Here is a 15,328-nt window from a genome sequence, read left to right as displayed (position 1 = left end):
TATCGGGTTTACAGGTCTCTGACTAAGTTGAAACGCGCGTGAGTATATTTCTTACGGGAGCAAAACTCTTACGATGTTCAGGTATAGGCCCCAAACGTGAGAGTTGCTCAAGGTGTTTAGCCGTCGGATAGCCTTTATGTTGATCAAACCCGTACTCAGGGTAGCGTTCAGCAAGTTGGGTCATCTCATGATCGCGCGTGACTTTCGCGAGAATAGAAGCCGCGCTGATCTCAGCGACAATGCTATCCCCTTTGACTACCGCTTGAGCTGGCATAGAAAGCGCTGGGCAGCGGTTGCCATCAATCAGAACATAGTCAGGCTGAATCGATAAGCCTGCAACGGCTCGCTGCATCGCGAGCATCGTAGCGTGTAGGATATTGAGCCGATCAATCTCTTCGACATCTGCCCGACCAACTGCCCACGCTAACGCTTTTTCTTTAATCTCGCGATATAACATTAGCCTTTTCTTTTCGCTAATCTTTTTCGAGTCTGCTAACCCGACAATAGGATTGTTAGGATCCAAAATGACTGCAGCGGTTACGACGGCGCCGACCAGCGGTCCGCGCCCAACCTCATCAACACCCGCAATACAGTGAGCAGTAGGATAAATAAAGTCAGGCATTCACTAGCTCCAATACTGCATCGGCGGCTTGATCATCAGCACCCCATCGTATTTGTTGGTGCAATGCATAAAAAGTCTCGAGCAGCTCGCGGCGTTCAGCGCTGTCGTCGAGTAAGGGGGCGAGATCTGTGGCGAGCTGCTCCGGCGTACAAGCCTCTTGAAGTCGCTCTTTAACCAACTCTCTACCTGCCAACAGATTAGGTAAGGAGACCCATTCAGTCTTCACTAAACGTTTAGCGAGCCAGAACGTAAAAGGTTTCATCCTGTACCCTACGACCATTGGGCATTTTGCCAGCATACACTCTAATGCAGCCGTTCCAGAAGCTAATATTGCAGCATCGCTCGCAATCATCACCTCACGCGCTTTGCCTTCAATCAAATGTAAAGCAAGCGTCGGGGCGATCTCTTTTTTGATAGCTAAGAATTGTTCGGCCCGATGTGGATTCGCCGCGGGGACGACAATTTCTAAATCGGGATAGCGCTCTCTGAGTATCACTGCCGCACGTAAAAAATCAGCACTGAGCATATCGACTTCGCTGGCACGGCTTCCAGGCAGTAAAGCTAAGCAACGCGCCTCAGGCGCAATATTTAGCGTTTTTCTCGCCGCAAGCTTATCAGGGTGTAGAGCGATATCATCGGCCATTTTATGACCGATAAACTGGCAAGGGACATTGAAGCGATCATAGAAAGCTTTTTCAAAAGGTAAAAAGGCTAAGACTAGGTCGGTATTGCGGCCAATTTTAAACACTCTTTTTTGTCGCCAAGCCCAGACTGAGGGACTTACGTAGTGAATAGTGGGTATTCCTGCGCGCTTTAATTTCCCTTCTAACGGGATATTAAAGTCGGGCGCATCAATCCCTATGAAAACGTCGGGTTTTAGTGCCGAAATACGGTGAGTGAGGTCACGACGGATCTGCAGCAATCGTTTAAGTCGACCTAGTACCTCGACAATCCCCATCACCGCTAACTCTTCCATTTCGTACCAGGCTTCGCATCCCTCTGCTTGCATGAGTGGGCCTGCGATACCGACGAACCGGATATTGGGATGTTTTACTTTAAGTGCACGGATTAATCCTGCACCTAAAATATCGCCGGAGGTTTCTCCGGCGATAAGGGCAACAGTCAAGGGACGCATGAAAACCTTTTATCGTATAAGACCGCGGGTAGAACGAGCGAAGAAGTCGTAAAAGGGCTGAACTTCGCGATGAAGTTGAGCGAGAGCCTCGATTTCAGGCTTAACCTCTTCGAGAGGACGCCCGCTGCGATAGAGAAGCTTATAAGCATTACGGATCGCGTGTAAAGCTTCTTTGCTAAAGCCACGGCGCTTCAAACCTTCAATGTTAACCCCATAGGGAGATGCGTGGTTCCCTTGCGCAATAATATACGGAGGCACATCTTGAACGACGCCAGAACAGCCGCCTACCATGACATGGGTACCGATAGTGCACCACTGATGCACGGCGGTCATCCCACCGATAATCGCGTGGTCATCGACAGTAACATGTCCTGCAAGCGTCGCATTGTTGGCAAAAATACAGTGATTACCAATCAGCCCATCGTGTCCGACATGGGTATTTCCCATCAGGAGGTTATGATTACCAATACGGGTAACTCCTCCTCCTTGAACACTTCCACGGTGAATGGAGCAACCTTCGCGGATGCTATTGTGATCACCGATGATCACCTTAGTATCCTCTCCTGCATATTTAAGGTCCTGGTTAACTTCACCAATAGACGTAAACTGGAAGATGAGGTTATCTTGCCCTATTTGCGTGAAACCATTCACTACTACGTGCGATTTTAAAACCGTTCGGGCAGCAATCTCAACATGTTGTCCGACGATACAAAAAGGGCCAATCGTGACATCAGGGCCAATCTTGGCCCCTTCTTCAACAATTGCAGTAGGATGAATGTGAGCTGATGGTTCAATCACTTTACGCCTCCCGGCTGCGGGCACACATCATTGTCGCTTCACAGACGACTTTACCGTCAACAGTTGCGACACCTTTAAAACGAGTAAGGCCACGGCGCGTTTTTTCAAAAGTAACTTCCATTACCATTTGATCGCCAGGTACTACTGGTTTTTTAAAACGTGCGTTGTCAATACCTGCAAAGTAGTAAAGCTCTCCAGGCTCAAGTCCCCCTACGCTTTTAAACGCAAGGATCCCGGTCGCTTGTGCCATCGCTTCGAGAATCAGAACACCTGGGAAAATAGGTTTACCCGGGAAGTGACCCTGGAAGAATGGCTCATTGACACTGACATTTTTAACCGCACGTAAATAAGTATGAGGTTCAAAATCTAAAACGCGATCAACAAGTAAAAACGGATAGCGGTGAGGAAGCAAATCAAAGATTTCTTCTATCGCCAGAGTACGTGTTTCAGTAGTCAAGATACTCTTCCTGCTCTAAAAATGTTAGCTAAAATACGACACGATAAAAATGTTAATCGGTCGCAAAGTATAATAAGGCTATTCGCGGCGCATTGTTTGTATAATTATGCAACGACGACGCGGGGATAGACTTGACGCTTAAGTGTCGCTCTTCGAGTTCGCTTGACGCTCAAGCATTTTCAAACGTTTGTTGATCTCATTGATATTCATGACCAACGCTGCAGTTTTACGCCACTGCTTGTTCGATTGTAAGGGAATTCCAGAGGAATAGACGCCCGGCTCAGTGATTGGCCGCATTACCATTCCCATTCCCGTTACAGTCACTTTATCACAAATTTCCATATGACCGTTGATGACACTGGCTCCACCTATCATGCAGTAGCGTCCAATTTTCAAGCTACCGGCCATGATGACGCCGCCCGCGACTGCAGTATTGTCGCCAATAATAACATTATGTGCAATCTGGCATTGATTATCGATAATCACGCCATTGCCAATTTGCGTATTGTCTAGCGCCCCACGGTCGATCGTTGTGCAAGCGCCGATCTCAACGCGATCGCCAATCACAACCGTTCCCAGTTGGGGAATCTTGATCCAATTGCCGCGCTCGTTTGCGTAGCCGAAGCCATCCGCGCCAATTACGGTGCCCGATTGAATAAGGCAGTGGCTGCCTATTTCTATTTCATGGTAGACCGAAACATTAGCCCACAAACGCGTATGTGCACCAATTGTGGTATTTTTACCCACGAAACAACCAGGGCCAATTACAACGTAATCACCGAGCGTTACGCCAGATTCGATGACAGCATTTGCACCGACTGCAACATTACTTCCAAGGGAGACATCGTCTGCAATGACGGCCGAAGGCGCAATGTTTTCTGCAGGCGATGGCGTAGTATCGAGAACTTGCGCTAATTTTGCATAGGTCAGATAGGGATCTTTCACCACTAAAGCTGCACTATGACAAAATTCTAAATCTGCTTCCGTCAGCACCACAGCTGCAGCTTTACACTGAGAGAGTTGCTCGCGGTAACGACTGTTTGCAAGAAAGGTGATATGACTAGATTCAGCAGATTTCATCGACGCAATGCCAGAGACGGCAATACTGCCGTCTCCATGCACCGTTGCATCTAATTGGCGGGCTAAATCAGCCAAGCTTATAGATGCCATCGATTATTTAACCTGCTTCAGTACATCTGCAGTAATATCTTTAGAATTAGCGGCGTAAGCAACGGAATTGGTATCCAGCACTACGTCGTAACCTTCATCATCAGCAACCTTTTTAACAGCAGTTTGGATGCTAGAAAGAATTTTATTACGCTCTTCCATCTGACGACGACGGTTGTCTTGTTCAAAGGTCTGAGCTTTGTTTTCAAAGCTTTGACGCTTAGCCATGATATCTTTTTCTAAGCTTGAACGCTCACTTGCTTTCATGGTTGAACCATTACGTTGCAGGTTTTGCATTTGAGCTTGGATAGCACGCTCTTGTGCTTGTAGATCGGTCGCACGGCCTTTGAACTCATTTTCCAATTGCTTAGCAACGGTTGCACGTTGAGGTAATTGTTGGAAAATATTGGAGACGTTCACGACTGCGATTTTATCAGCAGCTGATGCAGCTGATGCAGCTAATGCCAATCCAAGACCCGCGGCACATAACAACTTTTTCACTATATACTCCTTTCCATTACCTTGAGTGCGTAAAACACCATTTCATGCAAGATGACAGAGAGTATTCTCTGCCATCGCAATTGATTTACCGATAAGATATTACCACGTTTTACCGATATTGAATTGGAACTGTTCCGATTTATCCCCTTCGTATTTCTTAATCGGTAGAGCATAAGAGAATACTAATGGGCCAAGTGGAGACATCCATTGTAGCGCCAAACCAGAAGAAACACGGATATTGCCCGGCTTACTATAGTCCGGAATACCGAGTGAACGCATTTCTGCCGTATCATTCCAGTTAGTATCCCAAACGGTACCCGCATCAACGAATACGGACGTCCGTAACGAGTTGGCGTATTTTTCACTAATGAATGGCGTCGGAGTAATCAGCTCCAGGCTTGCGACCGCCATAGCATTACCGCCTACCGCATCGTTGGACTTACAGATAGCGTTCGGGGAGTCGTCGCAATTCGAACGAGAACCATAGTTATAGTAAGCCGCCTTCGGCCCAATCGTATTAGATTGGAAACCACGCACGGTACTTGAACCACCGGCGTAGAAGTTCTCGTAGAACGGCATCTCCTTACTACCTAAGCCATCACCGTAACCGAGTCGTCCACGACCTAATAGAACCCAGCTACGGTTCTTATCAAGCGGAACATACTGTTGGCTATCTAGGGTGACTTTATAGAACTTATTATCCGAGCCAGGGATGGTGACCTTACCATTTAAGTTGGTTTGGTTCCCTGACGTTGGGAAGAATCCACGGTCAAGGGTATTATAGGTCCATCCTAGATTTAACGTGAAATCATCGGTCGAATAGTCACTATCATCATTCGTCGTAGGGAAATTTTTACCCGCCGATTTAAAATAACGCCACATTGCGACTTGCGGTTGCATGTCAGACAGATCGTTATGCACATAACCTAGGCCAACACGTAACGAGTTATCTTCGTTAATCGGGAAACCTAAGGTTCCGTCTAAGCCATAGCTTCTATTCGTATAGTCCGACAGGTCCGCATCGTCAGCTTTAAAGTCATTGTAGAATAGACGCCCGCCCAGACTCACTCCGTCAACAGTAAAGTACGGGTCAGTCATGGAAAGCTCAGCGTAGGTTTGGTAGTCGTTTTTCGTGCCACTAATCCCTACGGTATTACCTGTCCCCATCCAGTTATCTTGTGTGACACCAACTTGGAAGCTAACACCACTCTCTGTGCCGTAGCCCACACCGATATTGAAGGTACCTGTATTACGTTCTTTAACTTTATAGACGACATCGACTTGGTCGGCGGTGCCTGGAACGCGCTGCGTATCGACATCTACGGTTTCAAAATAACCGGTGCGATTCAGACGATCCTTACCTTGGTCAACTAAACCACTTCCCAACCAGGAACCTTCCATCTGGCGCATTTCACGACGTAGCACGGAATCCTTCGAAGTTGTGTTACCTTCAAAGCGAATTTTGCGCACGTAGAATCGGTTACCTGAATCGACACTAATGTGTAACTTAACCGTTTTATCGGTATCGTTGATTTCAGGCTGTGTCATAACTCGTGGATAGGCGTAGCCGTAGTTACCGAGCAGTTTTTTGATATTATCTTCGATCTGCGTAACTTTGGTTCCATTGTAAAGCTCACCTGGTTCTATCTTGGCGAGTTTTTCAATTTCAGCTGAGTGGCCTGCCATGTTTCCATTAACATCAACGCCAGCAATTTTGTATTGATTGCCCTCATTAATATTAACAGTGATATAAATCCCCTTCTTGTCAGGAGTTAAGCTGACTTGAGTGGAATCGATATTGAAGCGTGCATAACCGCGATCCAGATAGAAGCTACGCAGTGTCTCGAGGTCGCCTGCAAGTTTCTGTTTCTGGTATTTTTGGTCAGCAACCAAGTTCCACCATGGCACGTCGTCACGAAGTTGGAAGCGTGAAATGAGTTCATCAGAGCTAAATGCCTTGTTGCCAACAATATTAATCTGTTGAATTTTGGCAGAAACCCCTTCAGAGAAGACGAACTTAAGATCAACACGATTTCGTGGTAACGGCGTCACAATGGCTTTAACGCTAGCAGTGTATTTACCCACGCTGTAGTAGAAGTCTTCTAGGCCCTTCTCAATAGAGGAGATAGTTGTACGGTCCAGCGCTTCGCCGACACGTACTCCAGAAGCCTCAAGGTTCTGTTTAAGTTGATCATCTTTGACCGCCTTATTACCAGAAAAAGTAATGCTGGCAATAGTAGGACGTTCTTTAACTTGAACAATCAGGTTGCTACCATCGCGCAAGACCTGAACATCTTCAAAGTTACCCGTTGCAAAGAGGGAGCGGATACTGTTTTTGATATCGTCATCATTAACGGTATCGCCAACACGTACTGGCATACTGAGCAGGGCCGCGCCGACAGCGACTCGCTGCAGGCCTTCGAAATGAATATCTCTCACTACGAAATCGTCTGCACCGTACACGGTGGCGCTGCTGAACAGCAGCGACGCTATGAGCAATTTTTTCATCGCCATCGTTTTTATGCGTGTTCCTAACTAATCCTCACAAGTAGCACATCGTCTACAAGCGAGAGAAATCATTGAAAAGTGCCAGGCCCATTAACAGTATTAGTAATACGGAACCAATACGGTAACTGAACGCCTGAACTCGCTCTGACACTGCTCCGCCTTTAATTTTTTCAATTAATAAGAAGAGTAGATGTCCTCCATCTAACACTGGTAAGGGAACAAGGTTAACGATCCCTAAGTTCACACTAATTAATGCTAAAAACATTAAATAGTAGATCACCCCATATTCCGCTGAAGCCCCCGCACCTTGCGCAATTGAAATTGGCCCGCTTAAGGTATTCAGCTTTATGTCCCCCACCACTAACTTACCAAGCATTGTTACAGTAAGCTTTATCAGTTGCCAAGATTTTGTCGTAGCCTCCGCCAAGGCGGAAAATGGACCATAGCGATGCTCAGTCTTATAGGCATCTGGCAATGGTTCGACACGAGGTATCACCCCAGCAAATCCTTCTTTACTCGAACCCGTTTTCATCTCAGGGGTCAATACCACTACAACCGAATTCCCCTGACGATCCACTTCCACTTGTAAAGCTTGTTGTGGATTATCTCTGATTGTTTTGGCAAAAAACGCCCAATCATCTACCTGCTGACCGTTGACTTTAGCGATCCTATCGCCGGCTTGCAAACCTGCTTTGTCAGCTGGAGTTTTTTTTTGGACCTGCGCCAGTACCTGTTCAATCTTAGGTTGCACAGGTAGTAGCCCTAAAGCAACTAATGGATCTTGCTTTTCAGGATCGAATTTCCACTGAGTAAGATCGAGATGTTTCTCAACCTGTCCCTGTTGACCACGCACGGTCAGCTTTAGTTCAGCTGAGGTATCGCCAATTTTAGAAATCAAGGCGAGACGCGCAGCATCCCAATCAGGCGTTTCGATACCGTCTACTGCATTAAGTTCCATGCCTGGTGTCAAATGCGACTGCTCAGCAATAGAACCGCTGACAATTTGACCGATTATTGGTTTAATTGCAGGAACACCATGCATAAATACTAACCAATAAGCGATGATGGCAAAGAGGAAATTAGCAATAGGCCCCGCAGCAATGATCGCACTACGCTGAGCAACCGTTTTAAAGTCGAAGGCTTCGTGGCGACGATTCTCTGGAACCTGCTCAACACGGCTATCGAGCATCTTTACGTAACCACCAAGAGGAATGATCGCGATGACGAACTCGGTCCCTTTTTTATCTTTACGCCGCCAGATAGCGGGGCCAAAGCCTATGGAAAAACGTTCTACCCAAACACCACAGCGCCGTGCTACCCAAAAATGACCGAACTCATGAACCGTGATCAGTATCGCCAAGGCTACGATAAACGCCGCGAGACTCCAGAAAAAACTTCCCAAGGGTTAACTCCTTATTTCACCTGAAATACGAGCAATAACACACAAGTAAAAACAGGAACTGCCGCGGTTAAACTGTCGATCCTATCGAGAATGCCACCATGGCCGGGAATAAGATTCCCGCTATCTTTGATCCCCGAAGCACGCTTGAACATACTTTCCGTTAAATCGCCGAGAATAGAGGCCAAGGTCGCTATTACCGCAGCGCAAATGAGACTCATCGGTGCGACGTTGAGCGGAGCAAAATAGGCAAAGATCCAGGCTATCAACGCAGACGTCGCTAATCCACCTAGGCACCCTTCAATCGTCTTCCCGGGTGAAACTTTTGGCGCCAGCTTATGCCGACCAAATAATTTACCAAAAAGATAGGCCCCTGAGTCTGCACCCCAGACCAGCAGTAAGACAAACAATAACCACCATGCGCCGGCAAAGCGGTCGAAATCGTAATGATATTGGCGTAGCACCAACATTCCCCAGAAAAAAGGAACAAGAGTCAGTGCCCCAAAAACTAGGGGAAGAAATCGTGAACGATCCCACAACATCTTCGATTTAGGATACGCAAGCACCATAAGAAGCGCGACGCACCACCAACTGAGTGATACCCATAAGGACAATGCAACATAAGGTTGGTGGATATCTCGCTGGTATGGGGGGAGCATAAACACCATTCCCGCTAATAATAAGCCGAATACCAATGCTAATAGAATGCGCTGCAGAGGAGTCTTAAGCCCCGCAAACTGTCCCCACTCCCATGCAGCAAGCATGGTAATTGCTAATACCACTAGGATAAACCCATTGGCGGGCAGGAAAAATAGTGCAGCAATAACGAGCGGTATTAAAATTATTGCCGTTAAGAGTCGAGACTTTAACAAAAAAACCCCCGGGTATTAGGATTCATTAGATACCACGCCACCAAATCGGCGTTCTCGCTGAGTAAAGGCATCTAAAGCACCTTGAAATTCTTGTTCATCAAAATCGGGCCAAAGCACCGGGCTAAAATAGAACTCAGCATACGCTACTTGCCATATCAAAAAATTACTAATTCGATACTCACCGCCTGTCCTAATCACTAGATCGACCGCAGGCAAGTCCGAGAGGCAGAGCTGAGAGTTCAACCTATCTTCCGTAATATTTTCTGGTTGCAATACTCCCATCTTCACTTGTTCTGCTAGCTGCTTTACACCGTTAACGACATCCCAGCGTCCGCCGTAGTTAGCCGCTATATTTAAGGTTAGCCCACTATTCTCTGCAGTAAGCCGTTCCGCTTTTGCGATACGATCTTGAATCTTTTGGTTAAAACCGGAGGTGTCGCCAATAACGCGTAAGCGTACATTATTCTTATGTAGTGATTTTACTTCGCTTTCCAAGGCCCAAATAAACAGCTCCATTAACGCCGTAACTTCTTGGGCTGGACGGCTCCAATTTTCGCTACTGAATGCGTAGAGCGTAAGCGCCGCGAGATGCTGGTTTGCCGCGAAACGTACTGCTTTCCTCACCGCTTTTGCGCCAGCCTTGTGGCCGGACATTCTCAATTTACCACGGTTTTTTGCCCAACGCCCGTTACCGTCCATGATAATAGCAACGTGCTTAGGTAAAACTTGAGGCAGCCATTCTGCTTCATTTTGGCCTTGTGACAACATATCGGGCTTTACTCTCATTAAAAAAACACATCGTGGTAATCTTCGCTCTTCCCAATATCTTCGTTCCAAACAGCCTGAACCTAGAATCGAATCTTAGAAAGATGGCGAGCGACTATACCATTTTCCTTATAGGGCGACAAATCTGTCACCTGAAGGATTGGCTCAAAATTGTCGTTTGATCTGTTCGTTCGTTAAGGTACGGCTCTCTACATCGATCTGTAGTACATCTTCAATACAGCTAGGCTCGCCGAAAGAGATACGATTGATGATATCTGTATTGATCGCAGCAATATCGGAAAAAGAGATGCGCCCCGCTAAAAAAGCAGCAACGGCGACCTCATTAGCGGCATTCAATGCGGTAGTATATGATTGCCCTTGGTCGCAGGCCGTCATCGCAAGCGCTAAGCAAGGATAGCGCTCGAAATCAGGCTGCATAAAGGTCAGAGGTTGCAGCTGTGTGAAGTCAAGCGGCTTCCCCCCAGTCCTGACACGATTCGGCCAAGCCATTGAGTGGGCGATAGGGGTTTTCATATCTGGGGTTCCCAACTGTGCAATCACGCTGCCGTCTCGGTAGCGTACCATTGAGTGGATCACAGATTGAGGATGAATAATCACTTCCATTTGCGAGCGTTGAGCGTTGAACAGCCATCTCGCCTCAATGTATTCCAGTCCTTTGTTCATCATTGTCGCGGAATCAACAGAGATTTTTCTTCCCATAGACCAGTTAGGATGGGCGCAGGCTTGGTCTGGTGTCTTATCTTTTAGCTCATTAATTGGGGTCTCTCGAAAGGGACCGCCTGAGCCAGTCAAAATAATCGAATCAACCCCGTTCGTCGTCAGATCACCATAACCTAATTGCTGCTGCAATAGCTCCGGAAGGCTCTGAAAAATAGCATTGTGCTCGCTATCCACAGGTAACAATTGAGCATTATGCTGCTGTACTGCATCCATGAATAACTTACCGCAAGTCACTAACGACTCTTTGTTCGCTAATAGGACACGTTTACTTGCCTTAATTGCAGCGAGCGTAGGGAGCAGCCCTGATGCGCCAACAATCGCTGACATGACTTGGTCGACATCGGGCAAAGCAGCTAGCTGTGAAGCGGCTTCGATCCCATATGAGATATCTATATTCAATTTCAATGCAACTAAACGTTCACGTAATTCACGAGCTGCCGTTTCGTCAGCCATCGCAACATACTGGGGATGAAATTCGTTACATTGCTCGGCCATGAGTGCAACATTATTCCCGCCTACCAACGCGATTACTTGATAGCGTTCTGGGTTTTCTCTCACCACATCCAGGGTATTTGTGCCTATTGAGCCCGTTGATCCGAGTATCGTCAGTCGTTGCATTGATTTTCCATTCTCTCAGTGAGGTGAGAACACACCACCTAAACATAAACAAAACGCCGCAAAGAGCCCCATTAACTGAGTCTCCATTACGGCGTTATGGACAGCAAAGCAATGCTAGAAATCGAGAAGTTCTTTCTCTTTATCCGCTAATGCTGCGTCGACTTTTTTGATACTCACATCAGTCAACTTTTGAACATCATCTTGAGAGCGACGATCATCGTCTTCGCTAATTTCTTTATCTTTAAGAAGAGCTTTAACTTTATCGTTCGCGTCGCGGCGCACGTTACGTACAGAGACACGACCTTGTTCGGCTTCGGCACGAACAATTTTGATTAAGTCTTTACGACGCTCTTCAGTCAGTGCTGGTAGTGGGACACGAATATCAGCGCCAGCGGAGCTTGGATTAAGCCCTAGGTCTGAAGCCATGATCGCTTTTTCTACCGCAGCACTCATTGAACGATCAAACACGTTGATCTTCAGCGTACGGGAGTCTTCAACTGTAACGCTCGCGAGCTGACGAAGAGGCGTGGGCGTTCCATAGTATTCCACGACAATACCATCAAGCAGTGACGGCGAAGCGCGCCCAGTTCGAATTTTGCTGATTGTAGTTTTGAATGCTTCAACACATTTGTCCATGCGTACTTCAGCATCTTTTTTGATATCGTTAATCACTTTAAAACCCTTGGATTAGTTAATGCGCCCCGGTAACATTCGGAGTAATTCACTGTCCTGCGACGCTGGTCGACAGTCCCGAACATGCCTATATAAACGAGAATATACCTTATTTTTTAGGCGACAGGAATTATTGTGAGATTAATGTTCCTTCATTCTCACCCATGACGACGCGGCGCAGTGCGCCAGGTTTATTCATGTTAAAGACGCGGATTGGTAGGTTGTGGTCACGAGCCAGCGTAAACGCGGCGAGGTCCATAACTTTTAATTCACGTTCAAGCACATCTTGGTAGCTCAGATTCTCATGCATTACCGCGTCAGGGAATTGGACTGGGTCAGCAGAATAGACGCCATCGACTTTAGTTGCTTTCAGTACGACATCAGCTTCGATTTCAATTCCACGTAGACAAGCCGCTGAGTCAGTGGTGAAGAACGGATTACCTGTACCCGCTGAGAAAATAACGACTTTATTCTGGCGTAGTAAGCTGATTGCTTCAGCCCAGCTGTAATTATCACAAACACCGTTAAGCGGAATAGCAGACATTAAGCGCGCGTTAACGTAGGCACGGTGTAAGGCATCACGCATTGCCAAGCCATTCATGACCGTCGCCAACATTCCCATGTGATCGCCGACCACGCGGTTCATTCCTGCTTTTGCCAAACCAGCACCACGAAATAAATTGCCGCCACCAATAACGACTCCAACCTGAATACCAAGTTCGACTAATTCTTTAACTTCCTGCGCCATACGATCGAGAATACTCGCGTCAATACCGAAACCGTCAGTACCTTGTAGGGCCTCACCACTCAGTTTTAGAAGAATACGTTGATATACAGGTTTTGCGTTCGTCGCCATAATAGTTTATTCCCAGAAATTGGCTGAATAATAGAAGTGTATTGCAGGTTAATCATCCCATATTTTTTATAACAAAAATAAAGGATCAAAAAAATCAGATATTTTACTGTGCATAAAAAAGAACCGCCCAGCTGGCGGTTCTTTTCAGTATTAAGATTGCTTAGACATTGCTGCAACTTCAGCAGCGAAATCAGTCTCAACTTTCTCAATGCCTTCACCCACTTCGAAGCGGATAAAGCCAGTCACATCAGCGCCTTTTTCTTTCAGCAGCTGACCTACGGTTTTGCTTGGGTCCATAACGAAGCTTTGTCCAGTCAGTGAAACTTCACCGGTGAACTTCTCCATACGGCCTTTAACCATTTTTTCTGCGATTTCTTTAGGCTTGCCAGATTGCATCGCGATGTCGAGTTGTACTTGGTACTCTTTCTCAACAACTTCAGCAGATACATCTTCAGGCTTAACGAATTCTGGCTTGCTTGCTGCGATATGCATAGCGATTTGCTTAACCAGCTCTTCGTCTGCACCGGTTGCTGCCACAACAACACCGATACGAGCACCGTGCAGGTAGCTACCTAAAACGTCGCCTTCTAATACAGCAACACGACGGATGTTGATGTTTTCACCGATCTTAGCGACCAGTGCAACGCGCTCTTCTTCGAATTGCGCTTTCAACACTTCAACATCAGTGACTTTATCAGCGGCTGCTGCGTCTAAGACTTTATCAGCGAACGCTTGGAAACCAGTATCTTTAGCAACGAAGTCAGTTTGGCAGTTAACTTCTAAGATTACAGCGTAGTCGCCAACAATCTTAGTTTTAATCACGCCATCTGCTGCTACGTTACCGGCTTTCTTAGCCGCTTTGATCGCACCAGATTTACGCATATTCTCGATTGCAAGCTCAATGTCGCCACTCGCTTCGGTCAGCGCTTTTTTACAATCCATCATGCCTGCGCCAGTACGCTCACGCAGTTCTTTTACCAGAGCAGCGGTAATTTCAGCCATTCTATTTTCCTCGGTTAACTGTGATCTGTTTATTTCCGATAGGGAGTATAAACAGCATCATTTTCGTAGGAGAGATTATGTATCAAACGTTCACTAGAACGGTCAATACATCAAATATACGAAGGGGCCATTGCTGGCCCCTGACAGATTACATCTGATGCCAGTACTCTTTCGAGTAAAGATTATCAGGCGTTTTCTAAAGATGCAGCTTCTGCTTGAGCAGCCAGATCTTGTGAACGCGCTTCACGAACAGTAGTCGCTACAGCGGTCAGGTACAGGGTCACTGCACGAATCGCATCGTCGTTACCAGGGATGATGTAATCAACACCATCTGGATCAGAGTTGGTATCAACGATAGCAAATACTGGAATACCTAAGTTGTTTGCTTCTTTGATTGCGATGTGCTCGTGATCAGCATCGATAACGAATAGTGCATCAGGCAGGCCGCCCATGTCTTTGATACCGCCTAAGCTGTTTTCCAGTTTAGCCAGCTCACGACCACGCATTAACGCTTCTTTCTTAGTTAACTTATCGAAAGTACCGTCTTGTGATTGTGATTCAAGATCTTTCAGGCGTTTGATTGACTGACGAACCGTTTTCCAGTTAGTCAGCATACCACCTAACCAGCGATGGTTAACGAAGTACTGGTCACAGCTTAGTGCTGCTTCTTTAACAGCTTCGCTTGCTGCGCGCTTAGTACCAACCATTAAGATTTTCCCTTTACGAGAAGAAATCTTGTGCAACTCAGCCAGAGCGTCGTTGAACATTGGTACGGTTTGCTCAAGGTTGATGATGTGAACTTTATTACGTGCACCGAAAATGAAAGGTTTCATTTTTGGATTCCAGTAACGAGTTTGGTGACCGAAGTGAACACCAGCCTTCAGCATATCGCGCATTGAAACAGTTGCCATTATAACCTCTAAAATTTTAATTGGGGTTGAGCCTCCATGTACCCCATACCACCGACCTTTGCAGGCACCCCGGAGTATGTGTCGGTACATGTGTGTTTTGGTTTGACCTTCACAGTAAACTGCGAAAACCACCTTTCACATACGAGTGTAAGTGATCCTTTATCTTTCACTAGGAGAGTTAAAGAATCATCGGCGCGCTTTATACCATAAATCGCTGCCTAGTGCTATATTTTGTTCGATTTTTAGCGCCCCCTCTCCTGCTCTACCGCCTGTGTATTGGCAGCGTAGGGGCGTCCTGTTAACA

15 protein-coding genes are annotated in these 15,328 nt (G+C 46.6%); all 15 read right to left on the bottom strand.

The window, feature by feature from the left end:
- Positions 1–22: 22 nt before the first annotated feature.
- Positions 23–622 carry a ribonuclease HII gene (gene rnhB / locus HGT70_RS02535; RefSeq protein ID WP_214194801.1) on the bottom strand — a complete coding sequence of 200 codons (600 nt, stop codon included), beginning with the start codon at positions 620–622 and terminating at the stop codon, positions 23–25.
- Complete coding sequence (lpxB, locus tag HGT70_RS02530) at positions 615–1,757, bottom strand: lipid-A-disaccharide synthase (RefSeq protein WP_214194800.1); 1,143 nt, start codon at positions 1,755–1,757, stop codon at positions 615–617. Before lpxB ends, rnhB begins: the two co-directional genes overlap by 8 nt.
- 9 nt (positions 1,758–1,766) lie before the next feature.
- Complete coding sequence (lpxA, locus tag HGT70_RS02525) at positions 1,767–2,555, bottom strand: acyl-ACP--UDP-N-acetylglucosamine O-acyltransferase (RefSeq protein ID WP_071431513.1); 789 nt, start codon at positions 2,553–2,555, stop codon at positions 1,767–1,769.
- Between the two features lies 1 nt (position 2,556).
- Positions 2,557–3,012: a 3-hydroxyacyl-ACP dehydratase FabZ gene (gene fabZ, locus HGT70_RS02520; protein ID WP_071431515.1), complete on the bottom strand. Its 456-nt coding sequence runs from the start codon at positions 3,010–3,012 to the stop codon at positions 2,557–2,559.
- 138 nt (positions 3,013–3,150) lie between these two features.
- On the bottom strand, positions 3,151–4,182 hold the full coding sequence (gene lpxD, locus HGT70_RS02515; protein WP_214194799.1) for a UDP-3-O-(3-hydroxymyristoyl)glucosamine N-acyltransferase: 1,032 nt from the start codon (positions 4,180–4,182) through the stop codon (positions 3,151–3,153).
- Between the two features lie 3 nt (positions 4,183–4,185).
- The gene (gene skp / locus HGT70_RS02510) at positions 4,186–4,680 is read right to left on the bottom strand and encodes a molecular chaperone Skp (RefSeq protein WP_071431519.1); all 495 of its coding nucleotides are present in this window, start codon (positions 4,678–4,680) and stop codon (positions 4,186–4,188) included.
- Positions 4,681–4,779: 99 nt separating this feature from the next.
- Positions 4,780–7,194, bottom strand: coding sequence for an outer membrane protein assembly factor BamA (gene bamA / locus HGT70_RS02505; protein WP_214194798.1), 2,415 nt, complete (start codon positions 7,192–7,194; stop codon positions 4,780–4,782).
- Positions 7,195–7,240: 46 nt separating this feature from the next.
- On the bottom strand, positions 7,241–8,590 hold the full coding sequence (rseP, locus tag HGT70_RS02500; protein ID WP_214194797.1) for a sigma E protease regulator RseP: 1,350 nt from the start codon (positions 8,588–8,590) through the stop codon (positions 7,241–7,243).
- Positions 8,591–8,601: 11 nt separating this feature from the next.
- The gene (gene cdsA / locus HGT70_RS02495; RefSeq protein WP_071431525.1) at positions 8,602–9,459 is read right to left on the bottom strand and encodes a phosphatidate cytidylyltransferase; all 858 of its coding nucleotides are present in this window, start codon (positions 9,457–9,459) and stop codon (positions 8,602–8,604) included.
- 15 nt (positions 9,460–9,474) lie between these two features.
- Positions 9,475–10,227, bottom strand: coding sequence for a (2E,6E)-farnesyl-diphosphate-specific ditrans,polycis-undecaprenyl-diphosphate synthase (gene ispU / locus HGT70_RS02490; RefSeq protein WP_071431527.1), 753 nt, complete (start codon positions 10,225–10,227; stop codon positions 9,475–9,477).
- Positions 10,228–10,389: 162 nt separating this feature from the next.
- The gene (gene ispC, locus HGT70_RS02485) at positions 10,390–11,583 is read right to left on the bottom strand and encodes a 1-deoxy-D-xylulose-5-phosphate reductoisomerase (protein WP_071431529.1); all 1,194 of its coding nucleotides are present in this window, start codon (positions 11,581–11,583) and stop codon (positions 10,390–10,392) included.
- Positions 11,584–11,697: 114 nt separating this feature from the next.
- A complete protein-coding gene (gene frr, locus HGT70_RS02480) occupies positions 11,698–12,255 on the bottom strand; it encodes a ribosome recycling factor (RefSeq protein ID WP_071431531.1) in 558 nt (185 codons plus the stop codon).
- 130 nt (positions 12,256–12,385) lie between these two features.
- On the bottom strand, positions 12,386–13,111 hold the full coding sequence (gene pyrH, locus HGT70_RS02475; RefSeq protein WP_071431533.1) for a UMP kinase: 726 nt from the start codon (positions 13,109–13,111) through the stop codon (positions 12,386–12,388).
- A 150-nt stretch (positions 13,112–13,261) separates the two neighbouring features.
- Positions 13,262–14,113 (bottom strand): translation elongation factor Ts, encoded by an 852-nt coding sequence (gene tsf, locus HGT70_RS02470; protein WP_071431535.1) that lies wholly within the window; start codon positions 14,111–14,113, stop codon positions 13,262–13,264.
- Between the two features lie 185 nt (positions 14,114–14,298).
- Positions 14,299–15,024, bottom strand: coding sequence for a 30S ribosomal protein S2 (gene rpsB, locus HGT70_RS02465; protein WP_071431537.1), 726 nt, complete (start codon positions 15,022–15,024; stop codon positions 14,299–14,301).
- Positions 15,025–15,328 lie beyond the last annotated feature (304 nt).

Source organism: Rosenbergiella collisarenosi, assembly GCF_018494085.1.
Taxonomy (GTDB): Bacteria; Pseudomonadota; Gammaproteobacteria; order Enterobacterales; family Enterobacteriaceae; genus Rosenbergiella; species Rosenbergiella collisarenosi.
This window is presented reverse-complemented; position numbering and strand designations above follow the sequence as displayed.